The 24,051-nt window shown below is 55.5% G+C and carries 25 protein-coding genes and 1 pseudogene; 10 read left to right on the top strand and 16 right to left on the bottom strand.

Annotation, left to right across the window (positions count from 1 at the left end; translation table 11 throughout):
- The 5 genes from BIS10_RS08400 to BIS10_RS08380 all read right to left on the bottom strand — a co-directional run.
- Positions 1-127: rhomboid protease N-terminal domain-containing protein (locus BIS10_RS08400; protein WP_301282003.1), on the bottom strand; the 127-nt coding region annotated here is incomplete at its 3' end.
- Between the two features lie 201 nt (positions 128-328).
- The gene (locus BIS10_RS08395) at positions 329-1,315 is read right to left on the bottom strand and encodes a metallophosphoesterase (protein WP_058578319.1); all 987 of its coding nucleotides are present in this window, start codon (positions 1,313-1,315) and stop codon (positions 329-331) included.
- Position 1,316: 1 nt separating this feature from the next.
- Positions 1,317-2,249 carry an NAD(+) kinase gene (locus tag BIS10_RS08390; protein ID WP_044629747.1) on the bottom strand — a complete coding sequence of 311 codons (933 nt, stop codon included), beginning with the start codon at positions 2,247-2,249 and terminating at the stop codon, positions 1,317-1,319.
- A gap of 112 nt (positions 2,250-2,361) precedes the next feature.
- Positions 2,362-3,231 carry a carboxylate/amino acid/amine transporter gene (locus tag BIS10_RS08385; protein WP_044629748.1) on the bottom strand — a complete coding sequence of 290 codons (870 nt, stop codon included), beginning with the start codon at positions 3,229-3,231 and terminating at the stop codon, positions 2,362-2,364.
- An 86-nt stretch (positions 3,232-3,317) separates the two neighbouring features.
- A complete protein-coding gene (locus BIS10_RS08380) occupies positions 3,318-3,842 on the bottom strand; it encodes a YqaE/Pmp3 family membrane protein (protein WP_083026038.1) in 525 nt (174 codons plus the stop codon).
- A gap of 145 nt (positions 3,843-3,987) precedes the next feature.
- Between BIS10_RS08380 and BIS10_RS08375 the strand changes: the two genes are divergently transcribed.
- The 6 genes from BIS10_RS08375 to BIS10_RS08350 all read left to right on the top strand — a co-directional run bounded on the left by BIS10_RS08375 (position 3,988) and on the right by BIS10_RS08350 (position 12,026).
- Positions 3,988-4,395, top strand: a complete 408-nt coding sequence (locus BIS10_RS08375) for a CBS domain-containing protein (RefSeq protein WP_083026040.1) — start codon at positions 3,988-3,990, stop codon at positions 4,393-4,395.
- A gap of 270 nt (positions 4,396-4,665) precedes the next feature.
- On the top strand, positions 4,666-5,028 hold the full coding sequence (locus BIS10_RS08370; protein ID WP_253504313.1) for a hypothetical protein: 363 nt from the start codon (positions 4,666-4,668) through the stop codon (positions 5,026-5,028).
- A 27-nt stretch (positions 5,029-5,055) separates the two neighbouring features.
- Positions 5,056-5,919: an AraC family transcriptional regulator gene (locus BIS10_RS08365; protein ID WP_253504311.1), complete on the top strand. Its 864-nt coding sequence runs from the start codon at positions 5,056-5,058 to the stop codon at positions 5,917-5,919.
- Between the two features lie 259 nt (positions 5,920-6,178).
- Positions 6,179-9,370 carry a bifunctional proline dehydrogenase/L-glutamate gamma-semialdehyde dehydrogenase PutA gene (gene putA, locus BIS10_RS08360; protein ID WP_253504309.1) on the top strand — a complete coding sequence of 1,064 codons (3,192 nt, stop codon included), beginning with the start codon at positions 6,179-6,181 and terminating at the stop codon, positions 9,368-9,370.
- 299 nt (positions 9,371-9,669) lie between these two features.
- Positions 9,670-11,160: a sodium/proline symporter PutP gene (gene putP / locus BIS10_RS08355; RefSeq protein ID WP_253504307.1), complete on the top strand. Its 1,491-nt coding sequence runs from the start codon at positions 9,670-9,672 to the stop codon at positions 11,158-11,160.
- Positions 11,161-11,399: 239 nt separating this feature from the next.
- Entirely contained in the window at positions 11,400-12,026 is a 627-nt protein-coding gene (locus BIS10_RS08350; protein ID WP_083026050.1) for an OmpW family protein, read from the top strand.
- A gap of 87 nt (positions 12,027-12,113) precedes the next feature.
- Here BIS10_RS08350 and BIS10_RS08345 read toward each other — a convergent pair whose 3' ends face one another.
- A complete protein-coding gene (locus BIS10_RS08345; RefSeq protein WP_253504304.1) occupies positions 12,114-12,446 on the bottom strand; it encodes a YqcC family protein in 333 nt (110 codons plus the stop codon).
- Between the two features lie 285 nt (positions 12,447-12,731).
- Between BIS10_RS08345 and BIS10_RS08340 the strand changes: the two genes are divergently transcribed.
- From BIS10_RS08340 to BIS10_RS08325, 4 genes are all read left to right on the top strand, one after another.
- The gene (locus tag BIS10_RS08340) at positions 12,732-13,784 is read left to right on the top strand and encodes a DUF3549 family protein (protein ID WP_083026054.1); all 1,053 of its coding nucleotides are present in this window, start codon (positions 12,732-12,734) and stop codon (positions 13,782-13,784) included.
- Positions 13,785-13,836: 52 nt separating this feature from the next.
- The gene (locus tag BIS10_RS08335; RefSeq protein ID WP_044629758.1) at positions 13,837-14,277 is read left to right on the top strand and encodes a RimK/LysX family protein; all 441 of its coding nucleotides are present in this window, start codon (positions 13,837-13,839) and stop codon (positions 14,275-14,277) included.
- 40 nt (positions 14,278-14,317) lie between these two features.
- On the top strand, positions 14,318-15,226 hold the full coding sequence (gene rimK / locus BIS10_RS08330; RefSeq protein WP_058578314.1) for a 30S ribosomal protein S6--L-glutamate ligase: 909 nt from the start codon (positions 14,318-14,320) through the stop codon (positions 15,224-15,226).
- Positions 15,227-15,314: 88 nt separating this feature from the next.
- Positions 15,315-15,761, top strand: a complete 447-nt coding sequence (locus tag BIS10_RS08325) for a hypothetical protein (RefSeq protein ID WP_044629760.1) — start codon at positions 15,315-15,317, stop codon at positions 15,759-15,761.
- A gap of 21 nt (positions 15,762-15,782) precedes the next feature.
- Here the strand turns inward: BIS10_RS08325 and BIS10_RS08320 are convergent, their stop codons facing one another.
- From BIS10_RS08320 to BIS10_RS08275, 10 genes and pseudogenes are all read right to left on the bottom strand, one after another.
- Positions 15,783-16,571, bottom strand: coding sequence for a vancomycin high temperature exclusion protein (locus BIS10_RS08320; protein ID WP_253504301.1), 789 nt, complete (start codon positions 16,569-16,571; stop codon positions 15,783-15,785).
- An 18-nt stretch (positions 16,572-16,589) separates the two neighbouring features.
- Positions 16,590-17,159, bottom strand: a complete 570-nt coding sequence (sufT, locus tag BIS10_RS08315; RefSeq protein WP_083026057.1) for a putative Fe-S cluster assembly protein SufT — start codon at positions 17,157-17,159, stop codon at positions 16,590-16,592.
- Positions 17,160-17,167: 8 nt separating this feature from the next.
- Complete coding sequence (locus tag BIS10_RS08310) at positions 17,168-18,433, bottom strand: aminotransferase class V-fold PLP-dependent enzyme (protein WP_253504298.1); 1,266 nt, start codon at positions 18,431-18,433, stop codon at positions 17,168-17,170.
- Positions 18,434-18,447: 14 nt separating this feature from the next.
- A complete protein-coding gene (gene sufD, locus BIS10_RS08305) occupies positions 18,448-19,788 on the bottom strand; it encodes a Fe-S cluster assembly protein SufD (protein ID WP_083026061.1) in 1,341 nt (446 codons plus the stop codon).
- Positions 19,785-20,534, bottom strand: a complete 750-nt coding sequence (sufC, locus tag BIS10_RS08300; RefSeq protein WP_044629764.1) for a Fe-S cluster assembly ATPase SufC — start codon at positions 20,532-20,534, stop codon at positions 19,785-19,787. Before sufC ends, sufD begins: the two co-directional genes overlap by 4 nt.
- 70 nt (positions 20,535-20,604) lie before the next feature.
- Complete coding sequence (sufB, locus tag BIS10_RS08295) at positions 20,605-22,047, bottom strand: Fe-S cluster assembly protein SufB (protein ID WP_159341780.1); 1,443 nt, start codon at positions 22,045-22,047, stop codon at positions 20,605-20,607.
- A 69-nt stretch (positions 22,048-22,116) separates the two neighbouring features.
- Entirely contained in the window at positions 22,117-22,581 is a 465-nt protein-coding gene (locus BIS10_RS08290) for an SUF system Fe-S cluster assembly regulator (RefSeq protein WP_083026063.1), read from the bottom strand.
- Between the two features lie 241 nt (positions 22,582-22,822).
- Positions 22,823-23,164: a zinc ribbon domain-containing protein YjdM gene (locus tag BIS10_RS08285; RefSeq protein WP_083026065.1), complete on the bottom strand. Its 342-nt coding sequence runs from the start codon at positions 23,162-23,164 to the stop codon at positions 22,823-22,825.
- Between the two features lie 92 nt (positions 23,165-23,256).
- Positions 23,257-23,733, bottom strand: a complete 477-nt coding sequence (locus BIS10_RS08280) for a YbhB/YbcL family Raf kinase inhibitor-like protein (protein WP_083026068.1) — start codon at positions 23,731-23,733, stop codon at positions 23,257-23,259.
- Between the two features lie 52 nt (positions 23,734-23,785).
- A pseudogene (locus BIS10_RS08275) lies at positions 23,786-24,051 on the bottom strand (hypothetical protein); the annotation flags it as partial.

The raw sequence follows: 24,051 nt of genomic DNA, 5'->3' as shown, positions 1-24,051 counted from the left end.
GGTCGGCCACCCAGAGCAGTTGGCCGTCCGCTTCGTCGGTGATCCGATGGCCAATACGGTAGTGCCACAACGCTTTGCGCAGTGTCTGTGTGTCTGCGCCCGTGGGTAAGAGCATGACTGGATGCATGGCATCTCCCTTATAACCAAGTAGTTGTCGCGCTTAAGCGCCGTTTTACCAACGGATAAACAAAAAAAATCCGGCGGAGGGGGCCGCCGGATAAAAGCAAGGGATCATTCAAGGGAACACTTACTCTGATAACCGGCAGCTAGGTTAGTTCAGCAGTTTTGCAAAAATTATGTAACCATGTGTAAATCATCCACAGCACGCTTAATCAAAATCTATTTCCCAGGGTTTGGGCAGCGCACGCTCCTCTTTAGGTACTTGAATCCATACGAAATGATCAGCGTTCAACTGGGTTTCACCGCTCCAACGATAGGCAACCAAACGGCCAAACTTTACGGCGCTATAATCCAGGCAAGCGATATTTGCGGCAGGCAGAGCGGGAATTCCTTCGCACCAGTAGTGGCCAATAAATAGCGGCGGCTGCTCTGGGCCGTAATAACTTAGCCGCTCTCGCTCACTGTCGGTGAGTGGTCGCGCTTCCAAATCGCCGGGCAGGTTATCTGGCTGAAATACCACATCTCCCCACTGCTGCGGGTTAGCTGCCCAAAAGTGGGCGCGAAAGCTTTGTCGGGTAAAACCGTCCCCCGAGTGAATCGCGACACCTTTTGGTAACCGGATATGGGGGCCACGGGTAAGACGATCAAGGATTCGATACGCCTGGGAGCCTGGGTCGTTGGACTCTACCAGAAACTGATCATCCATTCTGGCAGTCGGTAAGCGCTGCTTGAGCTCGCTGATCAGCGCATCATCCCAACACGCGTGTACCACGCGAATACCGTCTAGCTCTAGAAACAGCGGAATGGTTTTGAACCAGGCCAGCGTGTCTTCCCACTCGTTGGTATGGTGGCGATACTGATCAAGAGTGTCTTGAATAATGCGGTTGTGGCGCGGGGTATGTTCGCGCAGCCAGCGCTTGTGGCTGCCAGAGGGCGCGGGATGGGTATAGGCCAACGCGTTATACTCGTGATTGCCCATCACAATATGCGCTTCGCCCGCCTCTACCATGCGCCGTGCAATGGTCACTGCCAAGCGAATACGCGGCCCGCGATCAATCAGGTCGCCTAAAAAAATCACTTTGCGCCGCGGGTGGCGATAAACACCGCCGCGCTGGTGGTAGCCAAGCTTTTCCAGCAGTGCCGCTAGCGTGGCACCGCAGCCGTGGATATCACCAATTAAGTCGTAACCCTCCATATTAATCCCCTAGCCGGTGGCTCCAGCCGAGTTTACTGCGCAGCACGTCATAGAAGTTGTGCCCAATGGGATGCACTAATTGAACGCGCTCCGGCTTACGGGTGATAACCAAGACATCGTCAGGCTTGGCCACCGCGCGGGTTTGCCCGTCGCAGCTAATATGGGGGTAGGTCTGATTGGTTTCGCCAATATGAATGCGTATTTCGCTGGCCGCATCAATCACAATGGGCCGACTGGAGAGCGTGTGCGGGAACATCGGCACCAGCGTCACCACATCCAACTTCGGGTGCATAATCGGCCCACCACCGGAAAGCGCATAGGCGGTAGAGCCGGTTGGAGTGGCGACAATCAACCCATCGCTGCGCTGGCTGTAGACAAACTGCCCATCGATAAACAGTTCAAACTCAATCATGCGGACCGCTTTACCGGGGTGCACCACAACTTCGTTAAGCGCGTCGCCATTTCCTACGGCGACCCCATTGCGGTAGAGCACGGCATCCAGCAAGAAGCGCTCTTCAACCTCAAACTCCCCCGCCAGCACTTCGCCTACCCGGGTCTCTAACTCATCGGGAGAAATATCCGTGAGGAAGCCAAGCCGCCCACGGTTAACGCCTAAAATGAGCGTACCACTGCGGCACAGGGTGCGTGCAGCGCCTAACAAGCTGCCATCGCCGCCCACCACAATCACTAAATCGCACAGTTCACCCAACATGCGGCGGCTAGCTTCAGGTAAGCCGTGTTGGGGCAGCGCCGTGGCGGTGCGGTCTTCGATGAGTACCTTATAGTCATGTTCCGTTAAGTAACGGACCAAGCGTTGAAGCGAGTCGACAACTTTGTCGCTGCCTAAGCGGCCAATCAAGCCAATCGTCTTGAACGGCTTCACTGGATGACTAAGGCTACCGGGGTTGGAACCTGACGATGTGGTATTAGACATGGGCGACTCTCGCTAGCATCAGCCCACATTATGGAGAGGAAGGCAGTATCGAGCAAATCACCCGGTGCGCCAGAGGTAAGCCTTGCGCACCGGGAAAAATCAGCGGTTTAGCTTAGGCAGCCGCCACCTTGCGGCGCTGCAGCCACCAGTGGTTTAGCCACAGCGAAGCGCCCATGATCGCCGCCCCCAAAAGCAGCTTGCCCACATCAGCATCGCGGTTCCAAATCACCAGGTTAACGACCAAACCAGCCGGCACCAGCGCATTGTTCATAATCGCCAGGGTGCCCGCATCTACCTTGGTTGCACCTTGGTTCCAGGCAAAATAGCCAACGCCCGATGCCACCAGCCCCAACCACGCCAATACGCCCCACTGCAGAGTGGTGGATGGCAGCGCGGCGCTATTACCAAACAGCAAGAAGGCAGGCAGCGCTACCAGCATAGCCCCGATAAAGAACCAGCCAAACACGTTATGCCAAGCAAGAGTGGGCGGTAGGTCTGCCGCTAGGCGGCGGTAACCGACTTGGCCGATGGCGAAACATAGGTTAGCGCCCTGCACGACCAAAAAGCCGAGCCAGAAGCCGCTGTCGATGCCGTCGTAACGAATCACCCCGGCGCCTAGTACTGCCAAAATAGCTGTTACCAAATAGATCGGCGTAAAGCGTTTGAACATCAGGTCATCCAACAACGCGATATACACCGGCGTAAAGATGGTAAACAGCAGCACCTCAGGCACGGAGAGTAGCAAGAAGGAGTGATAAAAGAAGGTGTACATGATGCCTAACTGAATCGCGCCCAGCGCCATCAATGCCAAGCGCTGCTTACCGCGCAGCAGGCTTGGGCGCAGAAAAGGTAGGAACACCAGCATTGCTAGGGTCACGCGGACCAGCACGGCAAAGTAGCTATCAACCTGACCCGCCAAATACACACCAATTAAAGAGAACGAAAACGCCCAGAGCGCCGTTACGCCAACCAAATAGCCCATCAGTAAACCTCAAACAAGAAGAAAGTTGACGGGGATTATACGCCTTTAGAATCCCCTGCCAATGGGCCAAAAGCGTAAGGCGGTTTTTACCGTTTATTCAGCCAAACAAGTGCATAGACAACACCGGGCAACCAACCTATTAGCGTCAGCACGACACTGATTAACACACGCTGGGCCCCGCCTTCGGTTAAACCAACGGCTAAGGGCGGTAGCAGCACGGCCAGGGCGCGATAAGCTAGCTGTAAGTTGGCAGGTTCTTTCGCGGGTGTGGCGGGTGGTTCTGGTGAAGCTTTTTCTTCAGGGGCTATAGGCTTCGCTGAGGGGGTAAAGTGCCCAACGGCCGCTTGTGCTTTCTCGGCCTGCTCCTTTTCATGGGCAAGCGCTTTACGGTGCGCCTCTTTATCTATTTTTTGCTCTAGGGTGTCTGCGCCCTCTGCCAAGTCGTCGTGGTAGCGCTCCCAATCTTCCCAGTCGTAGGGTGTTCCCGACTTGGGCCGATGACTGCCTGCGCCACGGGCACGCTCCCAGGCTTTCTCTTCCAGCGTATTGGGCCTGTCAGGGTCTCGATCTAGGCCAACGCCTTTACGGTTCAGATATTCACGAGCATCCATAACGACTCCTCACAGCATTTGAAGCGGACTTGAAAAATTGGCAAAGCGTTGAATAGAGACAGTATGGGGGCAGCACAGGGTGAGTTAAATCACCTACAGTAAGAGAATCGGCAGTGGCCTGTCGATCACGTTAAGGAGTGCTCCAATGAATAAAAAAATCCCGGATACCGTACGCGATATTATGTCCCGCGACTGCTACCGCGTCTCTGGAGAAACGTCTATCACTACCCTTGCCCAAGGGCTTGCCCTGCACCGTTTGCCGGGCGCCCCGGTGGTGGATACGGCTGACCGCTTAATCGGCTTTATCTCTGAGCAGGATGTTTTAGGCCGCGTGCTGGACAGCATCTACCACGATGACGAAGCACCACTGGTCAGAGAGTTGATGCGCCAAGACGTGCTCACTACTTCTCCGAATAAAAGCATTACTGACTTGGCGCAAGAAATGCTGGGCGCCAAGCCTAAGATTTATCCGGTCGTTGAGCAGCAACGGTTAATCGGCATCGTCACCCGGCGGGATATTCTGATGGCACTACTGACTATTCGCCGCCACTAGCCATGGCGTTTTCGCTACCGGTTAACTCGCAGACAAAAAAAACCGCTGCTTGAAACAAGCAGCGGAAGCAAGGGATCGAAAACAATAGCCAGAACAACACTATTAGCGACTGCTATCGCGATGTTGTCTGTACACACTCAGACACCCTGCAGAGAAAAAGTTCGCAAAAGGTTAAAATTTTCGTCTCAGCAGGCGCAGGCGTATACTAGGTGGCTATTCTCAACTGGGCGCATAAGCTGGCGTCTATCCTGATGTGGCCAGGAGCTATGCATGGCACTTTACTTACTGGTGTTTGGCGTTTGTTTACTGGTAATGGGGGCTGTGTTGCTGGTGCTGATGAACGCAGGAACGCCTCGCTACCGCACCGAGCCCAAGGATCTGATCGCGCTGTTTGATAAGGCGCTGGAGAGCAAGGTCAGCGAGACCGAGTGGAATGCTCTGATTGGCTACCCTATCCGCCATGATGAGTATTTAGACAACGTTCGCCGCCGTGCCTCACACCTAATGGATACACACGGGCGACGCTGGCAGATTGCTCAGGGCAAGCCGCTCCTCAACCAAGAGGGTTACGCGGAGCTAAAAGCATTACGTGATCATTTAGCGGCACATACAGCGCTTCGTCAGCGCTACTAATAGAGCAGCAGCGACGAGGAGAACCGTATGCCGAGTACCATTCGTCAAATACCCCTGGAAACGGCGACGAAGCATCACTCCCATGACTTCCATCAGATAGTGATCACGCTATGTGGCTCTTCTGAATTTGAAATCGAGGGGTTGGGTGGCCGTGTAAACGCTTTTTCCGGCTGCATCGTGCCTGCTAACCACGAGCACTACTATTCTGGCAACGGCCATAATCGTCAGTTGATTCTAGATTTACCAGAAGATGCTCCCGCTTTGACGGGTGAGCACCGTGAATTGGTGGCGCTATTTGATGCGCCGCGCTTTTTTGCCTTAGACAGCCCGCTGCGCCACTATCTTACCTTTGTCGAGAGCGAACTGGCCCGAGGATTAGACAACTCTGCCACCTCGTTTCAGCAAGACCGCCTAGCGGCCACGCTGTTAGGCTCGCTAAAAGCCCGCCTAGGTGCCTCAGGGAGCGCTGCCCAGCGACGCATTGACCTTAACCAGATTGACCGGTTTATCTGCCGTCACTTAGCCGATGAACTGCGGGTGGCCGACCTGGCCAAGCTCGCCTGCCTTAGCGAAGCACATTTTTCTGAGCGTTTTCGCGTCCAAACCGGCCTCTCCCCCTGGCAGTATGTACGACGGCAGCGGCTTCACGCGGCGCGCCAGTTGGTCATGCAAAGTCGTTTGCCACTTACCGATATCGCCATACAAACAGGGTTTGCCAACCAGAGCGCACTTTCCCACGCGTTTCGCCGCAGCTACGGAGCCTCGCCGCGCCAGCTACGCCAAGGCTTTGCCAGCCCCTCCTTAGATACCAACAATCGTTCAACGGCTCATTCAACGGCGTTATCATCCTCAGCCACCCCCGCAGGGGCAGGCGTGCTCTCGTCTCGCTGATATTACGTTGGTGGGTGTAGTAAAAAAGTCGCGTTGTTTGCCGCTAGCGAGCCGCACCCAACTCTACTAAAGTCGTAAATAGGCACAGCTTGCCGTGAAATTGACACGTTTTGCCACGAAAACGACATACACCTAACGACGGCTAGCTCTACATTCGAACGTCAGTCTGGGCATCTGCCCTGCCATCACTTTTTAAACGCTAGCTGACACAGCTATTCGTTCAAGCTGTTCGTTTCAGACCTGTCTTACGGGGGCCTCAATGCTCAATGCTAAAAAAATGCGTGACCCTGCCACCTGGCAAACCGACCTTGATACGCTAATGCAGCGTGTCAGCGAACACTATATCGTCGATGAAGATGCCTACGTCAGCGAGCTGATTAAACTGCTGAACGCCGACCAAGACGATTTTTCGCGCATTGAGGCCAACACGGCAGCGCTGGTGCGCGACGTACGCAACATGGATACCGCCGTTGATACTATCGACGAGCTGCTTCAACAGTACAGCCTGGATACCCATGAAGGCCTGATGCTGATGTGCCTGGCGGAAGCGATGCTGCGTATTCCAGATAAAGCCACCGCAGATGCGCTGATCGAAGACAAGCTAGGCCCAGCGGATTGGCAGTCCCATGTAGGCAAGAGCGAGTCGTGGATGGTTAACGCCTCGACCTGGGGCCTGTTAATGACCGGCCGCGTGCTGAAGCTGGACCACCCGAAAGAGGGCCAGCCCGCCCACTTTATTAACCGCATGGTTAATAAAGTGGGCGAGCCGGTGATTCGCCGGGCGATGATGGAAGCGATGAAAATCATGGGCAAACAGTTCGTGCTTGGCCGCGATATTAACGAAGCCCTGAAACGCTCTAAGCCGCTATTCAATAAAGGCTACACCTACTCTTACGACATGCTGGGTGAAGCCGCACGCACCCGCGACGATGCCAAACGCTACTTTGACGACTACGCCCGTGCCATTGAGCAAGTGGGCAAAGCGTGCAAATCTCTGGGCGACAAAACCCCGGCACCATCGGTCTCCATCAAACTCTCTGCCCTGCACCCCCGCTATGAGTTTGGCCGCCGCGAACAGGTACTGGCCGAGCTGGTAGATACCGTCATTCAACTGGTCACCAAAGCGCGCGAGCTGGATGTGGCTGTGACCATTGACGCTGAAGAAGTCGACCGTCTGGAGCTTTCTCTGGAAGTCTTCCGCGCGATTTACCAGAGCGACGCCGTCAAAGGCTGGGGCCACTTTGGCCTAGTGGTTCAGGCATACTCAAAGCGTGCGCTGCCAGTGCTGCACTACATCAACCGCTTGGCGGATGAGCAGGGCGATGAAATTCCGCTACGCCTAGTAAAAGGTGCTTATTGGGATAGCGAAATCAAAGAGTCTCAGCAGCTTGGTATCGATGGCTACCCGGTCTATACCCGCAAGGCGTGTACCGATGTGGCCTACTTGGCCTGCGCGCAGTTCCTACTGTCTGACGACACCCGTGGCCGCATCTTCCCTCAGTTTGCGACGCACAACGCCCACACCGTGACCACCATTCTGGAGCTGGCGAACCACGACAGCCGGCCGTTTGAATTCCAGCGCCTGCATGGCATGGGCGAAGCACTTTATGATGCGGCCCTTGAGCGTGCGCCTAAAGGCACCTACTGCCGCATTTACGCGCCGGTCGGTGCCCATAAAGACCTGCTGCCCTACCTAGTGCGCCGCCTGTTGGAAAACGGTGCCAACTCGTCGTTCGTTCACCAGATTGTCGACCCGGACGTGCCGGTGGAGTCGCTGTGCCAGCACCCTATCGAAACACTGCGCCAGCAAAAAACCTTCTACAACAAGCGCATCCCGCTGCCAAAAGACATCTACGGGCCGAAGCGCCGCAACTCCCGTGGGGTCAACTTAAACATCCGTAGCCACTACTACCCGCTGATGGAGAAAATGGCGACGTTCATGGATAAGCAGTACCCCACCAAGCCGCTGCTAGCGTTTGATGTGGCCGACGATAGCGCCAATACCCATAGCGTCACTTCGCCTTTCGACCGCCGCCAAACCGTCGGCAGCGTGCAGTGGACCAGCAAAGAGCAGGCAGCGAAAGCCCTCGACGCTGCCTGGGAAGCCTTCCCGCGCTGGGACGCGACTCCCGTAGCCGAGCGCGCAGCGATTGTGCGTCGGCTGGGCGACCTGATGGAAGAACACATGGCCGAGCTGATGGCGCTCTGCTCCCGTGAAGGCGGCAAGCTGCTCACTGACGGCGTCGATGAAATCAAAGAAGCGGTTGATTTCTGCCGTTACTACGCCATGCGCGCTGAAGAGTCGTTTGGCGAGCCCATCGAGCTGCCTGGCCCCACCGGTGAATCCAACCGCTTGATGATGGGTGGTAAAGGTGTTTTTGCCGCCATTAGCCCTTGGAACTTCCCGGTAGCCATCTTCTGCGGGCAAATCGTTGCCGCTGCGGTCGCAGGCAACACTGTTCTGGCGAAACCCGCCGAGCAAACCTCGATTGTCGCTAACCGCGTTATCGAGCTGCTATACGAAGCGGGCATGCCCCGTGATGTGGTGCAGCTGCTGCCGGGTGACGGCCCTACCGTAGGCAGTGTGCTGACCTCTGACCCGCGCATTACCGGCGTAGTGTTTACCGGCGGTACCGACACAGCACAGATTATCAACCGTGCTCTCGCCGCTCGTGATAACGCGCCGCTACCCACGCTGATCGCTGAAACCGGCGGTATGAACGCAATGATTGTTGATTCCACTGCCCTGCCTGAGCAGGTCGTAGTGGATGTGATTCAGTCTGCCTTCCAGAGTGCTGGCCAGCGCTGCTCGGCCCTGCGGGTGCTTTACCTTCAGGAAGACGTTGCTGACCGCGTTATCGAAATCCTCAAGGGGGCAATGAGCGAACTGCGCATTGGCGACCCTCGTGACCTGGGTACCGATGTCGGCCCGGTCATTGATGAAGACGCCCGTAAAGGCTTGATGGAGCACATCGAGAAGCTCAAAGGCGAGAACCGCTTAGTAGCCGAAACACCGATGTCTGCCGAGCACACCCAGCACGGCACCTTTGTACCGCCGGTCGCCTTTACCATTGACAGTATTGATGCCCTGACGCGCGAGCAGTTTGGCCCGGTGCTTCACATTGTGCGCTTCAAAGCACGCGAGCTTGATAAGGTCATCAATGACATTAACGGCCGGGGTTATGGACTGACCTTTGGGGTGCATAGCCGTAACGAATCCTTTGCCGCTGAAATAGCGCAGAAAATTCGGGTAGGCAATGTGTACATCAACCGTAATATCATCGGCGCTGTTGTTGGTGTTCAGCCGTTTGGTGGCCAAGGGCTGTCAGGTACTGGCCCTAAAGCAGGCGGGCCGCACTATTTGCAGCGCTTTGTGACCGAAAAAACGATTACTAATAACACCGCCGCCCTGGGTGGCAACGCGTCGCTTCTGGCGCTAGGCGATGAGTGAACGGCTCATCAATACTACTAACCTGAACTCCTGAAAAGGAACCGTCTCATGGTTGACAATAATAGAGCGATTGCCTTCACATTCGTGGCCCCTCCAGGCCGTGTGCTGGGCATAGGGAACATTGCACATAAACGTAGCCATAACCTCTCTAATGACATCCCTAGCGGTTACTCGCTAGGGTCAGCGACTTGAGTACGAAAAGGGGTTAACAACAACAAGACTGCGCGGCGGCCAACGTTACTTGGTCGGCGCAGGCACCTGTCGGAGCTAGCTCCGTCCTGATGAATTGGAGATATTTTATGGATATTGGCGTTTGGGTCAGCCTTTTTGCCTACTTTGCGCTCATGATTGCCATCGGCGTTTATGCTATGCGCAAATCGACATCTACGTCTGAGGATTACATGTTGGGTGGCCGTACCCTCAGCCCTAAAGTAGCCGCCCTGTCGGCTGGCGCGTCGGATATGAGCGGCTGGCTGCTACTGGGTTTACCAGGGGCGATGTTCGTCTCTGGCTTGGGTTCGGCCTGGATCGGGATTGGCCTATTTGTGGGCGCACTCTTTAACTGGATTCTGGTCGCGCCGCGCCTTCGTGAACAGACAGTTCACTATGGTAACGCGATTACCATTCCAGCCTTCCTAGCCAACCGTTTCCCCACTCGGGCGCTGTCGCTGAGAACGGTCTCCGCTATCGTCATCGTGATTTTCTTCGCCGTTTACACTGCTTCTGGCTTGGTCGCAGGCGGTAAGCTGTTTGAGAGCGCCTTTGCTGGCGTTATCAACATCGGCGGTATGAGCGACTACGCGGTGGGTGTGGTAATCACGCTGGGGGTGGTGCTGGCCTACACCGTGGTTGGCGGCTTTTTGGCCGTGAGCATGACGGACTTTGTGCAAGGCTGCATCATGATGCTGGCTTTGGTCATCATGCCTGCAGTAGTACTGTTTGGTGAAGGCGGTGGTGGCTTTACTCAAGCCTCACAGACCCTCAATGAAGTTGATCCCACGCTGCTGTCGTGGACTGAAGGGTTGACGTTCATTGGTTGGCTCTCTGCCGTTACCTGGGGCCTGGGCTATTTTGGTCAGCCGCATATTATCGTGCGCTTTATGGCTATCCGTACGCTGAAAGATGTTCCGATTGCCCGCAACATCGGCATGAGCTGGATGGCTATTTCCCTGATCGGTGCGGTCTCTCTCGGCATCTTTGGTCGCGCCTATGCGGTTCGCAATGGGATGGAAGTCCAAGACCCGGAAACGATCTTTATCATCCTGGCTGAGTTGCTGTTCCATCCGCTGATCACCGGCTTCCTCTACGCGGCCCTGCTTGCTGCCGTTATGAGTACTATTTCTAGCCAGCTGCTGGTGTCATCTTCATCACTGACCGAGGACTTCTATCGCCTGTTCCTGCGTAAAGAAGCTACAGACAAAGAGTGTGTAGCCGTAGGTCGTGTCAGTGTTGTGCTAGTGGGTCTGATCGCAGCCGTGATTGCCTCTGACCCGAACTCGCAAGTGCTGGGGCTGGTGAGTAACGCTTGGGCAGGTTTTGGTGCCGCCTTTGGCCCGCTGATTATCCTGTCGCTGATGTGGTCGCGTACAAACGGCGCAGGTGCTATCGCCGGTATGGTGGTGGGTGCTGCCACGGTTATGATCTGGATTGCGCTGGGCTGGAACGGCTCCTTCATGGGTGGCCCTGGCGTTTACGAGATCATCCCGGGCTTTATCGCTTCTTTCATTGCCATCCTGGCAGTAAGCAGCATGACCGCCGATGCTGGCGAGTATCAGCATATTGAACGCTAAACGAGCGTAACGTCGCTTAATTAGCCTAAGGCTTAACGGGTTGAAGTTAACCCGTTAAGCCTCCTCTTTTTTAGCCCCCTCCCCCTTCAGATATTTACCTTGCTAGGCGCTGAACTTATCAGTTCACAGCTCTTTGCCCTAGGTCAATAACGCTCCCTCGTTGGCTCGATACACTGGCTGTATGGTTTACGACAACTTTAAACCACTCACCCATCATGTTATCGGTCAGGAGCGACGCTATGCGCCATTTATCACTGCCTACCCTACTCGCCACTGGGCTTGCCGCTGCCACCTTAGCAGTTAGCAGCCAAGCCGTTGCCTATGGCGCTGGCGATTTCTTTACCCGCGTTGGCGTTGCCAACGTCGCGCCGAAAAGCGACAACGGCTCGCTCGCAGGTGGTGCCTTCGCGGTCGATGTTCAGGATAAAACCGACTTCGCTTTCACCCTGGGCTACCGTTTCCACGACAAGATGGGCGTGGAGCTGCTGGCTGCGCTCCCTTTCGAGCATGACATTGAACTCAACGGTGACAACCTAGCATCAACAAAGCACCTGCCGCCCACTCTAACGCTACAGTATTACCCACTGGGTGGTAGCGACTCTCAAGTACAGCCCTACGTGGGTGCGGGTATTAACTACACGCGCTTCTCCGATGAGAGCCTCGCCATTGGCGAGCTTGAGCTAGACGACTCATGGGGCGCGGCCGCTCAAGTGGGTGTTGATCTGCTCATTGATGACCACTGGGCACTCAACGCTGCTGCCTGGTACTTAGACATCGACACCGACGCCTCTATTAATGGCGCAGGTGCGGGCACCGTCGAGATTGATCCCATGGTGGTCATGGCAGGCTTGAGCTACCGCTTCTAGCTTCTAGCTCCCACCTTCGCTAACACGTAAAAAATGCCCAGAGCTTGCGCTCTGGGCATTGCTATTTGGTCTGGCTTACTCGCGTGGTTAACTCTCTGTGACCAGCTTGTCGACACGCTCCACCGCTTTCACTACCAATAGCTGATCGCTTGCTCTTACCTTCTCCTGCATTAAATACGCCGCCACTGCTGGAGCGACTTCACACTTGGCGGGCATGGCAGCCCCGGCATCAATGAGCGCATTTAAGCGGGCAACAAAGACATAGCGCACCCACTGGGGCAGCGACATGGTATCAATACAAAAAGGCTGCTGACTGGCAAAAGCGGCCGCATCTGGGGTGGGCGTGCGCCACAGATTAGCGGCCTTCATGGCGGCTTCAAGCTCAAGAAGCGCGGTTTGAAGCTGTTGATGGACGCTCATAAACACCTTATGGGTTGGTCATATTTAGCGTTCATTATCCCAACTCTGTGGGTAAGTTGCCACTCAAAGGCGTGCTCAATGGAGTTATTCACCGATTCACAGAAAACCTGCAAGAGGCTGTGGATAAACTATGGAAAGGTGTCGCCACCGCTAGTCTCACGCGGCTTACGCAAAGTTGCTCAATTTTTAACCACTTAGACAATAAAGCACGGATTAATCAGCGTTTGCGGCTGACAGTGGCAAGGCAGCAAGGTAGAGTGCAGGCTTGAAATGCGGAAGGATGTCATGCAGCCAATTAACACCCTTGATGAATTTTTTACACGCAGTGGCGCTGAGGTGTCGCTTTACCATATGGGGCGCAGAGTGACTACCTGCTCCAGGGAAACCCTGCGCGCGTTTGAAAATGCTGAGCAAGCTTGGCCAGAGCCTTGGCAGGGTCAGGCGCGCTTGGCCATTGTCTTTCGCCTAGGAGCGATGGAGGAGCCTGCTATCTGGTTTCTAGCGCTGCCGCTAGATGAACAGGGTATGTTGTCGCCCGCTCAGCGCGATGGCTTTATTAACCGCCTGCTGGAAACCCTGGGTCGCAATGCCGCTGCTTCTGACCCGAATGTGCTCGACGCTGCAGAATCAGCAGACGTAGACCATTTAATGAAGGATAATCCCCTGGCCTTTACGCCTGATATCACCTTTCAGGCTATGCTCAATGCCCGGGCCACCTATGCCAGCGCCCTACCTGCCAGCCAGCACCTAGAGCCTGTAGAAGCCTATTTAAGCGGCCAGCAGGCAATTGACTGGCAAGCATTAGGCTTACAAGGCATTGCGGATTACGTCGTGCGTTTGGACACACCGACAGCCGACGCGCTGGCACTGCGCATTGCTGACCTGCCGACCAGCGTTCTTCACTCGCTCTGCTACTGCCTTGAGCACCAAGCGCTTCCTCAAGCTCTGGTAGAAGCATTACGTAACCAGGGCGAGCAGGCCGCCAGCAGCGGCGACCTAGAAACGCTCTGCGCCTGCGTACGTAGCGTGGGCAGCTCAACACCTGCTTATGCGGGAGACTGGTATACCAGCCTATTGAGCGATAGTGCCGCCTGCGGGCCCGATCTAGTGGCCGCCATCGCCGGTCGCGGTTGGCCATTACTGGAAGATGCCAAGCGCTTACCGCTATTCTTACAGCGTTTAGCAGAAGATGAGCGCAGCCACTTTGCGGCCGTTGTAAAGGATATTGCCCTGATTCCTCGATTGCGTTTGCCCGTTATGCTGACCTTGCGCGACGCCCCTGTCGGCTCAGCGATCCAATCGCGCTTGTCGGCCATGCAGTCTTCCCAAAAAGGCTAGCAGGAAGCGTCATCACTATGTCTTGTTTCTCTTATATCGTCAGGAGTGCGCTGTGAAGGAATTACCCTATCAGGCCAAAGCGGTCATCGGCCGCCGTGAAATGGTGACGTTACCTGAACTAGGGCTTCACCTTTGCTGCAAAGCCGATACAGGCGCACGCACGTCGGCGCTGCACGCCGAAGAAATTGAAACCCATGAAGATGCTGATGGACAGTTATGGGTAAGCTTTATTACCCATAGTGGTGGGCCAGAGACACCTGCTCACCGCTACCGCCTGCATTTGCACGACCGTCGTCGCGTCACCAGCTCAAATGGGCACAGCGAGTGGCGTTATGTCATTCGCACCCCAATGCAACTGGGTGAACTGAACTTTCCGGTTGAATTAACCCTGACTGACCGTAGCAATATGCGCCACGCGATGCTGCTTGGCAGGCGCGCTATGCGCCGCCTACTGGTAGCCCCCGGCGCTGCATTTTTGCACGGCGAGCCTTAAACACATCTAAACAACGACCCTTTTTGGCCCGGAGCCCTGCATGCATATTGCCCTGCTTTCCCGTAACCGTAACCTTTACTCTACGCGCCGACTGGTGGAAGCCGCCGAACAGCGCGGCCATACCGCCCGCGTGGTCGATACCCTGCGCTGCTACATGAGCATCGCCTCGCACCACCCTTCTATTCACTATAAAGGCGCAGAGATTGAGCCGTTTGATGCGGTGATTCCGCGTATTGGCGCCTCGGTGACTTTCTACGGCTGTGCGGTACTGCGCCAGTTTGAAATGATGGGCACCTACGTGATTAACGATTCGGTCGCGATTACCCGCTCTCGGGATAAGCTGCGCTCGCTGCAGCTGCTGTCGCGCAAGGGATTAGGCCTGCCGATTACCGGCTTTGCCCACTCGCCGGACGATATTCCCGACCTGATCACCATGGTGAAAGGCGCACCACTGGTGATTAAACTGCTAGAAGGCACCCAGGGTATTGGTGTGGTATTGGCTGAAACCAACCAAGCCGCAGAGTCTGTGATTCAAGCCTTTATGGGCATGAAGGCCAACATCATGGTTCAGGAGTACATCAAAGAAGCGCGCGGTGCAGATATCCGCTGCTTCGTGATTGGCGATAAGGTCGTGGCCTCCATGAAACGTCAGGCCGCCGACGGCGAGTTCCGCTCCAATCTTCACCGTGGCGGCACTGCCAGTGTGATCCGCATCACCCCGGAAGAGCGCTCAACCGCGATTCGCGCCGCCAAATCCATGGGACTACGGGTAGCAGGGGTGGACTTGCTGCGCTCTAACCACGGCCCGGTGATTATGGAGGTCAACTCTTCACCAGGTTTGCAGGGCATCGAGAGCGCTACCGGTAAAGATATCGCTGGCATGATCATTGAGCATATTGAAAAGAACGCCGTGCCTGCGCGTAAAGCGCCGCCCAAGCCTAAAGGCTAACGGGTAAATACAAAAATAATCCGCATTAGGGGTGGCAAATCAACGCTGTCACCCCCACAATCTGCGTCACCGAAGGAGGTAGACGCTCATGTTTCTCGACAATCGCCAAGTGGCGATGGACAGCGTGCTGGAAGCGCTGGCCGATAGCATTGATTATTTCCAGGACAATATCGAACGCCTGCGCCCCTCGCTGCGCGATGCACTGAAGCCGCACTATACTGAGCGACTCAAGCAGATGCGTAAGCTGCAGGAACTTGCCCGCGCGCACTTAAAAATGCTGCCTCGGGATGCTGACGTTGAGCGTGATGACTTTTTATGGCTCTGGAGCCGTTTAAAGAGCTTCGTTGGCAACGATAGCCAAGTCTTGATCAATGAGCTGTTGGAACAAGAGCGTGTACTGATGCAGGCCCTCTCAACCTTGTTTACCCACCCCCTACCCGACCCTATCGAGCCGGTAGTGGATGAGTGCATGCGGGGATGCCGTAAGCTGATTCGCGAGCTATACAACCTGCAAAAACGTAATACTCGCCGCTAACTTTGCGGCGTTAACTCGGCTTTAATGCTCAGGGACTGTATCAGCCTGCAGCGACTGCTGAAAAAATAGAGCGGCGTTGATATTGACGGTCGCCTCAGGCGTGTTTTCCCTACTCTCTTCTCTACTTTTATCGCCACCCTCCTGGCGATGAAGCTCGATAGGCTCTGCGGGGCCGAGAAAGTAGGGCTCCCTCTGCCATAAGTAGAGATCTCCCAGAGTAGCAATTCGCGCTACCCATTCACGCATTTTTAACCGCCACTCATCTGCCGCAGGCTGCTCTTCCGCAATACAACCTGTCACGTTCATCCCCAGCGCCCGACCAATAAAAATCGCCCGAGGCAAATGCCAGCTTTGGGTAACCAGCAGCGCCTCTTTAAGCTGAAACACATCCCGCGCCCGCACCATCGTGTCATAGGTGCTGAAGCCAGCGAAATCCATTGTCAGTTGCTCCGCAGGCACCCCTCGGCGATACAGATCGCGCCACATGGCACGCGGCTCATTATAGGCTTGGGTGCGATTATCGCCAGAGATGAGCAGGTGCTGAACACGCTGGTCAGCGATAAGGCGTGCAGACGTTCGCATGCGGGCATGAAAATGCGGGTTACGTAGCCCACTACGAGTCCAGTGGGAGGTGCCAAAGACAATCGCCACGTCTGTGGGTTGGCACTGCTCTAAATGACCGTCGATATAGCGTGCGGTACTTGCAAGTACCCATAAATTACCGGCTATAAACAGCAATGTCGCCAGCAGCAGCAAGGCTCCTAGCGACATTAGAAAACGCTTTATCCAACGTAAAAACAGGCTGTGCATCCAGCTCCCCAGCAGGAGTTAGAACATGCCGAGCTCAAGCTTGGCTTCGTCGCTCATCATGTCACGACTCCAGGGTGGGCTAAAGACAATTTCGGTATGCACCTTATTGATTTGCGGTGCCCCCAAAATTTTATTGCGCGCATCGGCCGCAATCACATCGCCCATACCACAGCCTGGCGCGGTCAGCGTCATACGGATAGTGACCATCCGCTCGCCACTAATCAAGCGCTCGATCCGACAGCCGTACACCAGCCCTAGATCGACAATATTCACCGGAATTTCCGGGTCAAAGCAGGTGCGCAGCTGATCCCAGACAAACTGCTCAATCTCTTCATCGGTAGCACTTTCTGACAGTGTCGGACGTGGCAGCGACTCAAGCCCCAGCGCATCAAGGTTACGCCCTTCAATGAGATACAAGCGGCCTTCAAAACCAACACTCACCGAGCTACCTTTGGCTTGCATTACGCTGACAATACTGTCTTCCGCCAGCGTGTCCGTTTTGCCGAACGGAATCGCGATAGCCTCTACATCCCGCTGGAGCGGGAGTTTTTGACCGCGCTCAAGACTCGCAATTTGCTCGATATCCATAGATGTCCTTAGCGTACCATTCCAATCACACGGTTGAGCGCTGCCACAAACGTGTCTACTTCATCGAGGGTATTGTACGCAGCAAACGATGCACGACAGGTCGCCTCAACGCCAAAGTGATGCAGCAGCGGCTGGGCGCAGTGGTGCCCGGTACGAATTGCTACACCCAGCTGGTCAATCAGCAGACCAATATCCTGCGAGTGAGCGCCTTCAACAACGAAGGAGAGCACGCCCGCTTTATGCGGCGCAGTGCCTAATATCCGCAGGCCCTCAATGCCACTCACCGCCTGAGTCGCACGGTTAAGCAGCACGGCTTCCCACGCGCCAATCGCCTCAACGCCAACGCCTTCCATCCACTCAAGCGCACGGCCAAGCGCAATCACTTCGGCAATGGCGGGGGTACCCGCTTCAAATTTATGCGGAATATCCGCAAAGGTGGTACCTGCATCAAAGGAAACGGTTTTGATCATTTCACCGCCACCCTGCCAAGGCGGCATGGCCTCTAACAACGCCTGCTTGCCATATAGCACGCCAACACCCGTTGGGCCGTACACTTTATGGCCTGAAAACGCATAGAAATCCGCATCGATGGATTGAACGTCCACCTGCTGATGCGGCGTCGCTTGGGCGCCATCCACCAAGATGAGCGCACCATGTTGATGCGCCAGCGCTGCCATCTCTTTCACGGGGTTAATCGTACCCAGCGCGTTAGAGACGTGATTCACCGCCACCAGTTTCGTGCGCTCACTCAAGAGCTCTCGATACGCCTGCATATCGAGCGCCCCGTGCGCATCCACTGGGATGACCTTGATGGTGAAGCCGCGCTCCGCCGCCAGCAGTTGCCAGGGCACGATATTGGAGTGGTGCTCCAACATCGAGATCAGCACTTCGTCCCCGGCGTTCAGCTGGCTGCGGCCCCAGCTTTGGGCCACTAAATTGATCGCTTCAGTGGTGCCCCGCGTGAAGATGATTTGGCGGGCATCTTCGGCATTGAGAAACGCTTTAACACGATGACGCGTAGCCTCAAAAGCTGCCGTCGCTTCATCGGCGAGCGTATGCAAGCCGCGGTGAATGTTGGCGTTGTAGCGCGAGTAGTAATCGCTAAATACCTCAATCACCTGCTGCGGTGTTTGGCTGGTGGCGGCATTATCCAAATACACCAGCGGCTTGCCGTGAACCTCACGATTCAAAATCGGGAAGTCGCGGCGCAGCGCTTCAACGTCATAGGCCGCAACGCTGCGCTCGGTAGGCTTCTCAATCACGCTATGGGGCATTGATGACTCCTTGATTAATCGTTGAGCGCAGCCGCCGCTTCAACCAGTCCGGCGAGATTGAAACGCTCAGGCAGCTTACCGGCTACCGCCAGCTCAACGCGCTCGGCAATGGCATCCAGCGCCACTTTCTCAAGCACTTCACCGGCGAAGGCGAGGGTTAACAGGCCACGAGCAGTAGCTTCGTCGATACCCCGGGTACGCAGCGCATAGATCGCGTCTGCATCCAGCTGCCCTGTGGTAGTGCCGTGGGAGCACTTCACGTCGTCGGCGTAGATTTCAAGCTCGGGTTTTGCGTCGATCTGCGCGCGATCCGACAGCAGCAGGTTCTGGTTGCTCTGGAAGCCTTCAATCTTCTGACTATCGCGCTTCACGTACACTTTGCCGTTAAAGACACCGTGAGCGCGGTCATCCAGAATACCTTTGTAATTCTCGTTCGAGAACGTCAGCGGCGCGTTGTGGTTCACCTTAGTGTGGTTATCCACGTGCTGGCGACCCTGGCCAAAGAACAGGCCGTAGAAGTTCGTCTCAGCACCCTGACCGTTCAAGTCACTGATCAGGTCGTTGCGCACCAGCGCGCCACCCAAATTCAGGTTGTACGAGGTGTAGCGGCTGTCGCGGTTCTGCTCGACGTGAATGCTCGCTACGTGCAGGTCACCAATGGGTGCTTCCTGGAGCTTGTAGTGGTTCAAAATTGCCCCACGGTCCAGCATTAGCTCTGCCACGACGTTGGTAAAGTTGGCGGCATCCGCCTCACCCACGTAGTGCTCAATGAGGGTAGCTTCGCTACGCCCAGCGGCTTCGACCAAAATGCGCGGATGGCTCATCACCGGCGTTCCCGCACGAGACAGGAACTGCAGCAAAATGGGCTTTTCGACGACGGTGCCCGGCGCGATGCGCACCACTGCGCCCTCTTCCATAAAGGCGGTATTTAACGCGGCGAACGTGGAGAAATCGACCCCGGTTAAACGCCCCAGCGGGCCGCCCACGGCTTCATGGTTCTCGGCCAGTGCTTTAGAGAGCGGCATCACCTGCACGCTATCCGGCAGGGCATCCAAATCAGACAGCGCCGCAGAAAAAACGCCATCCACGAACGTCAGCCGGTAAGCGTCCAGCGGCAGCGTGATGGCAGCCGCCTGGGCTTGGGAGAACTCCGCGTTATCTGCCAGGGCAAAATTGCCCTTGGCGATGGCGCGCACGTCGGTGTACTTCCACTCTTCGTCGCGGCGGGTGGGGAAGCCCATCGCATCAAAACGAGCGGCCCCCGCCTGGCGGCGGGCAGCAATCCAGGTAGGCTCACCAGCGCGCTGTTGGCTACGCGTGGCTAGCGTGTCCAAAAACGTTTGCGTATCGCTCATGCCACAGACTCCTCAATGCCTTCGTAACCATTGGCCTCAAGCTCTTTGGCAAGCTCGGCATCGCCGGTTTTGACAATACGGCCATCGACCAGAACGTGGACTTTGTCCGGCACGATGTAGTCCAGCAGGCGCTGGTAGTGGGTGACCAACAGAATGGCGCGCTCTTCGGCACGCAGGCTGTTCACACCGTCCGCGACGACTTTCATGGCGTCGATATCGAGGCCAGAGTCGATTTCATCCAGCATGGCCAGCTTCGGCTGTAGTACCAACATCTGCAGGATTTCGTTACGCTTTTTCTCGCCGCCGGAGAAGCCTTCGTTCACTGCACGCTGCAGGAAGCTGGCATCCATTTTCATAAAGCCGAGCTTCTCTTTGACCAGCTTCATGAATTCCGGCGCAGGCATTTCGCCTTCACCACGCGCAGCGCGCTGAGCGTTAAGCGCAGACTTCAGCAGGTAAATGTTTTTTACCCCTGGGATTTCCACCGGGTACTGGAAACCTAGCAGCAGGCCCGCTTGGGCGCGCTCTTCGATTTCCATTTCCAGCACGTCCTTGCCTTCAAACGTGATGCTGCCTTGGGTCACTTCGTAGCCATCTTTACCAGCAATAACCGCTGACAACGTGGATTTACCCGCGCCGTTGGGGCCCATGATGGCGTGCACTTCACCGGCATTAATGGTGAGCGTCAGGCCTTTCAGAATCTCTTTGCCTTCGACGGTGACGTGTAAATCGTTAACTTGCAACATAGTGATCGCCTTTTAAATACTTGCGGGTCGCGAGCGCGACGCCCTAAAAATAAGTTGGGTGCCGGAGCGGTTAGCCCACCGCGCCTTCCAGAGTGACATTGAGCAGTGCTTCCGCTTCCACCGCGAACTCCATCGGCAGTTCTTGGAAAACATCTTTACAGAAGCCGTTTACAATCATGCTGACCGCATCTTCTTCTGAGATACCGCGGCTCTGGCAGTAGAAGAGCTGATCTTCACCGATCTTGGAAGTCGTTGCTTCGTGCTCAATGGTCGCCGTGCTGTTACCGATCTCTTGGTACGGGAAGGTGTGCGCCCCGCACTTGTCGCCAATCAGCAGCGAATCGCACTGGGTAAAGTTACGCGCGCCCTTGGCACGCGGCCCAATTTTGACTAGGCCACGGTAGGACTGATCGCTCTTACCTGCTGAAATACCTTTGGCAACGATATAGGAGCGCGTGCCTTCACCAATGTGAATCATTTTGGTACCGGTATCTGCCTGCTGGCGACCGTTCGTTACTGCAACAGAATAGAATTCACCGATGCTGTCTTTACCGCGCAGCACGCAAGAGGGGTATTTCCAAGTAATCGCAGAGCCGGTTTCTACCTGCGTCCAGCTGATGCGTGAACGCTCACCGCGGCAGTCGCCACGCTTGGTCACGAAGTTGTAAATACCGCCTTTACCCTCTTCATCACCGGGGTACCAGTTCTGAACGGTGGAGTATTTGATGTAGGCGTCATCCAGCGCCACCAGCTCGACAACCGCCGCGTGCAGCTGATTCTCGTCGCGCATCGGCGCGGTGCAGCCTTCCAGGTAGGAGACCTGGGCGCGATCTTCACAGATGATCAGCGTACGCTCAAACTGACCGGTGTTAGCCGCGTTGATGCGGAAGTAAGTCGAGAGCTCCATCGGGCACTTTACGCCTTCCGGTACGAAGACGAACGAACCATCGGTGAACACGGCAGAGTTCAGGGCAGCGAAGTAGTTATCCGCTACGGGCACGACGGTGCCGAGGTACTGCTTGATCAGATCCGGGTAGTCGCGAATCGCTTCGGAAATGGAGCAAAAAATCACGCCTGCTTCGGCCAGCTCTTTCTTGAAGGTCGTCGCGACAGAGACGGAGTCGAAAACCGCATCGACGGCTACACCCGCCAGAGCTGCGCGCTCATGCAAAGGAATACCCAGTTTTTCGTAGGTTTCCAGCAGTTTAGGGTCGACTTCATCCAAGCTCTGAGGGCGATCTTCAGGACGTTTGGGCGCACTGAAATAGGAGATCTCTTGGTAATCGATGGGCGGATAGTTCAGGTGTGCCCAGGACGGCTCTTCCATCTTTAACCACTGACGGTAAGCGTCCAGGCGCCACTCCAGCATCCACTCCGGCTCGCCTTTCTTCTTGGAGATGAAGGCGATAGTGTTTTCATCCAGGCCAGGTGGCAGTGTGTCGCTTTCAATATCGGTTACAAAGCCATCTTTGTACTCGCGACGAACCAACTGTTCCATTTCTTCGCTTGCCATGGTGATACCCTCCGGGCAGTTGGGTGGCGAGGTTAGCTCGCCGTGAATAGGGTTAAATTGCCTAACGGTTTAAGCCGATGCCGCCGATAGGCTGATACTTTGAATCGGTAACTGTACGGGTAGCTTGATGGGCGCGGTGTCCGCCAAGTGAGCAAGCGTCACGCTTTCAAGCAGCGTGCGAATGGCCAGCGAGACACGCTGCCAGTTATCGGCCACCCCACAGGTGGCGGCAAGTTCACACTCGCCCTCCGCTTGGCTGCACTCGGTCATGGCTACTGGTCCTTCAATCGCACTGATAATGTCGGCGGCGGTAATCTGGGAGGCTGGCCGAGCCAAACGGTAACCGCCTTGGACACCACGCTGAGATTCCAAAAGCCCCGCTTTCACCAACATTTTAAGCGTTTTGCTCACCGTGGGATGTGGCAATTGAACCGCTTCCGCTAAATCAGCCGTTGTATGCGACGCCTGGTGGTGACGGGCAATTTGCGCCATCACCACAGCGGCATAATCTGTCAGCCGAGAAAGCTTGAGCATAGTCACTCCCGTTTTCCATCACGTTAGGGCGAGCCGTTGGCTTACCCGTTAATTGGGTACCATTTTAGTCCTGTATAAATTTGATGTGAAGCCCTTCTGCAAAATCCTTATCAAATAGCTCAATTTCCTAGCACGTTCGCAGCTGATAACATCAAAAAAGCCAATCATTATCATTTAGGAAAGCTATGACGCTAGCTGCTAGGCAAAAAAACGCCCGCGAACGAATCGCAGGCGCTTTGGATTAAGCTTTTTTGACGAATATCGATTTCAACTTCATAGGACCAATGCCGTCGACTTTGCAGTCGATATCATGATCACCATCTACCAAGCGGATGTTCTTCACTTTGGTGCCTACCTTCACGACCAATGAGCTACCTTTAACTTTTAGGTCTTTGATCACCGTCACTGTATCGCCATCAGCGAGCATATTGCCGTTGGCATCGCGAATGCCTGACTCCGCCTCTGCATCACCAGACTCACCGCTCTTCGACCACTCATTACCGCACTCTGGGCAGACGTATTGAATGCCATCATCGTAGGTAAACTCAGAGGCACAGGCAGGACAATTAGGCAGGTCACTCATAAAGGCTCCATCGCAGCAGACAAATACGCAGGGCGTAGAAAGCGATGGAGCCTACACGGCTTGAGCAGAATGCTCCAGCCTGGGGAGGTAAATCAGGCGCGCTCGTAGGTGCCGACGAGACGGTTCATGCCTAACAAGTGAGGCTCAACGGCGCTCAATAGTTCAGGCAACGTAAGTCCTTCCGGCAGCGTTGTTTGTTCATCCAGCGCCAGCACCCAGAAATAGTAAAGGTGGCTGCCGTGGCCTTCTGGGGGCATTGGGCCGCCGTAGCCAGGTTTGCCAAAATCAGCCATACCCAGCGTGCCTAGCGTGGTGTTTTCATCCAGCGAGGTGATATCCCCGGGCAGGTTGTAAAGCACCCAGTGCACAAACCCATAGCTGCCCTCTTTCACCAGCGGGGCATCAGGGTCGTGGCAGATCACCGCAAACCCTTTGGTGCCTTCCGGTACGCCTTGCCAAGCGAGCGCAGGGGAAACATCTTCGCCTTCACCTGTATGCTTGGCAGGAATCGCTTGGTGGTTGCCAAAAGCCGCGCTGGTGACTTGCATGCTAGATAGTGCAAATGCCATAGAACTCTCCTAATCAACGAAATAAGTGGCAAGGGTCAATGTAGCGAATGTGTTAGCGCAACTCCAACTGTGCCGCATGGCGCTCCCACCACTGCTGAGCAATGCGCCGATTTTCCCCATTGGCGCTTGGGTCCAGTACCGTCGGCAGTTGAACGGCTTCGCCGCCGGTTTGGAAGGTCACGAGCGGGTCTTGTGTGGCTAACTGCAATGCGTAGAGCACCAGCATGAGTTCGTACTGGTCCTCGGTATTGAGGCGGGCAAACAGCAGCGGAACGGCAGGCATACCTATTTCGCCCAGACGCTCGGCTGCGATATACC

Source organism: Halomonas sp. 707B3, assembly GCF_024158645.1.
In the GTDB taxonomy this organism is placed as follows: Bacteria; Pseudomonadota; Gammaproteobacteria; order Pseudomonadales; family Halomonadaceae; genus Vreelandella; species Vreelandella lionensis.
Note: the sequence above shows the minus strand (reverse complement) of the source record. Positions and strands in the feature narration are given on the sequence as shown.

Excerpts from the sequence above, each read along its gene's own strand:
- BIS10_RS08340 (WP_083026054.1), top strand. The coding sequence starts at position 12,732 with ATGCAGCCAATTAACACCCTTGATGAATTTTTTACACGCAGTGGCGCT.
- BIS10_RS08320 (WP_253504301.1), bottom strand. The coding sequence starts at position 16,571 with ATGCACAGCCTGTTTTTACGTTGGATAAAGCGTTTTCTAATGTCGCTA.
- BIS10_RS08290 (WP_083026063.1), bottom strand. The coding sequence starts at position 22,581 with ATGCTCAAGCTTTCTCGGCTGACAGATTATGCCGCTGTGGTGATGGCG.
- BIS10_RS08375 (WP_083026040.1), top strand. The coding sequence starts at position 3,988 with ATGAATAAAAAAATCCCGGATACCGTACGCGATATTATGTCCCGCGAC.
- BIS10_RS08365 (WP_253504311.1), top strand. The coding sequence starts at position 5,056 with ATGCCGAGTACCATTCGTCAAATACCCCTGGAAACGGCGACGAAGCAT.
- BIS10_RS08280 (WP_083026068.1), bottom strand. The coding sequence starts at position 23,733 with ATGGCATTTGCACTATCTAGCATGCAAGTCACCAGCGCGGCTTTTGGC.
- sufB (WP_159341780.1), bottom strand. The coding sequence starts at position 22,047 with ATGGCAAGCGAAGAAATGGAACAGTTGGTTCGTCGCGAGTACAAAGAT.
- rimK (WP_058578314.1), top strand. The coding sequence starts at position 14,318 with ATGCATATTGCCCTGCTTTCCCGTAACCGTAACCTTTACTCTACGCGC.
- sufT (WP_083026057.1), bottom strand. The coding sequence starts at position 17,159 with ATGGATATCGAGCAAATTGCGAGTCTTGAGCGCGGTCAAAAACTCCCG.
- putA (WP_253504309.1), top strand. The coding sequence starts at position 6,179 with ATGCTCAATGCTAAAAAAATGCGTGACCCTGCCACCTGGCAAACCGAC.
- sufD (WP_083026061.1), bottom strand. The coding sequence starts at position 19,788 with ATGAGCGATACGCAAACGTTTTTGGACACGCTAGCCACGCGTAGCCAA.
- putP (WP_253504307.1), top strand. The coding sequence starts at position 9,670 with ATGGATATTGGCGTTTGGGTCAGCCTTTTTGCCTACTTTGCGCTCATG.
- BIS10_RS08345 (WP_253504304.1), bottom strand. The coding sequence starts at position 12,446 with ATGAGCGTCCATCAACAGCTTCAAACCGCGCTTCTTGAGCTTGAAGCC.
- BIS10_RS08350 (WP_083026050.1), top strand. The coding sequence starts at position 11,400 with ATGCGCCATTTATCACTGCCTACCCTACTCGCCACTGGGCTTGCCGCT.
- BIS10_RS08395 (WP_058578319.1), bottom strand. The coding sequence starts at position 1,315 with ATGGAGGGTTACGACTTAATTGGTGATATCCACGGCTGCGGTGCCACG.
- BIS10_RS08370 (WP_253504313.1), top strand. The coding sequence starts at position 4,666 with ATGGCACTTTACTTACTGGTGTTTGGCGTTTGTTTACTGGTAATGGGG.
- BIS10_RS08390 (WP_044629747.1), bottom strand. The coding sequence starts at position 2,249 with ATGTCTAATACCACATCGTCAGGTTCCAACCCCGGTAGCCTTAGTCAT.
- sufC (WP_044629764.1), bottom strand. The coding sequence starts at position 20,534 with ATGTTGCAAGTTAACGATTTACACGTCACCGTCGAAGGCAAAGAGATT.
- BIS10_RS08310 (WP_253504298.1), bottom strand. The coding sequence starts at position 18,433 with ATGCCCCATAGCGTGATTGAGAAGCCTACCGAGCGCAGCGTTGCGGCC.
- BIS10_RS08285 (WP_083026065.1), bottom strand. The coding sequence starts at position 23,164 with ATGAGTGACCTGCCTAATTGTCCTGCCTGTGCCTCTGAGTTTACCTAC.
- BIS10_RS08380 (WP_083026038.1), bottom strand. The coding sequence starts at position 3,842 with ATGGATGCTCGTGAATATCTGAACCGTAAAGGCGTTGGCCTAGATCGA.
- BIS10_RS08385 (WP_044629748.1), bottom strand. The coding sequence starts at position 3,231 with ATGGGCTATTTGGTTGGCGTAACGGCGCTCTGGGCGTTTTCGTTCTCT.
- BIS10_RS08325 (WP_044629760.1), top strand. The coding sequence starts at position 15,315 with ATGTTTCTCGACAATCGCCAAGTGGCGATGGACAGCGTGCTGGAAGCG.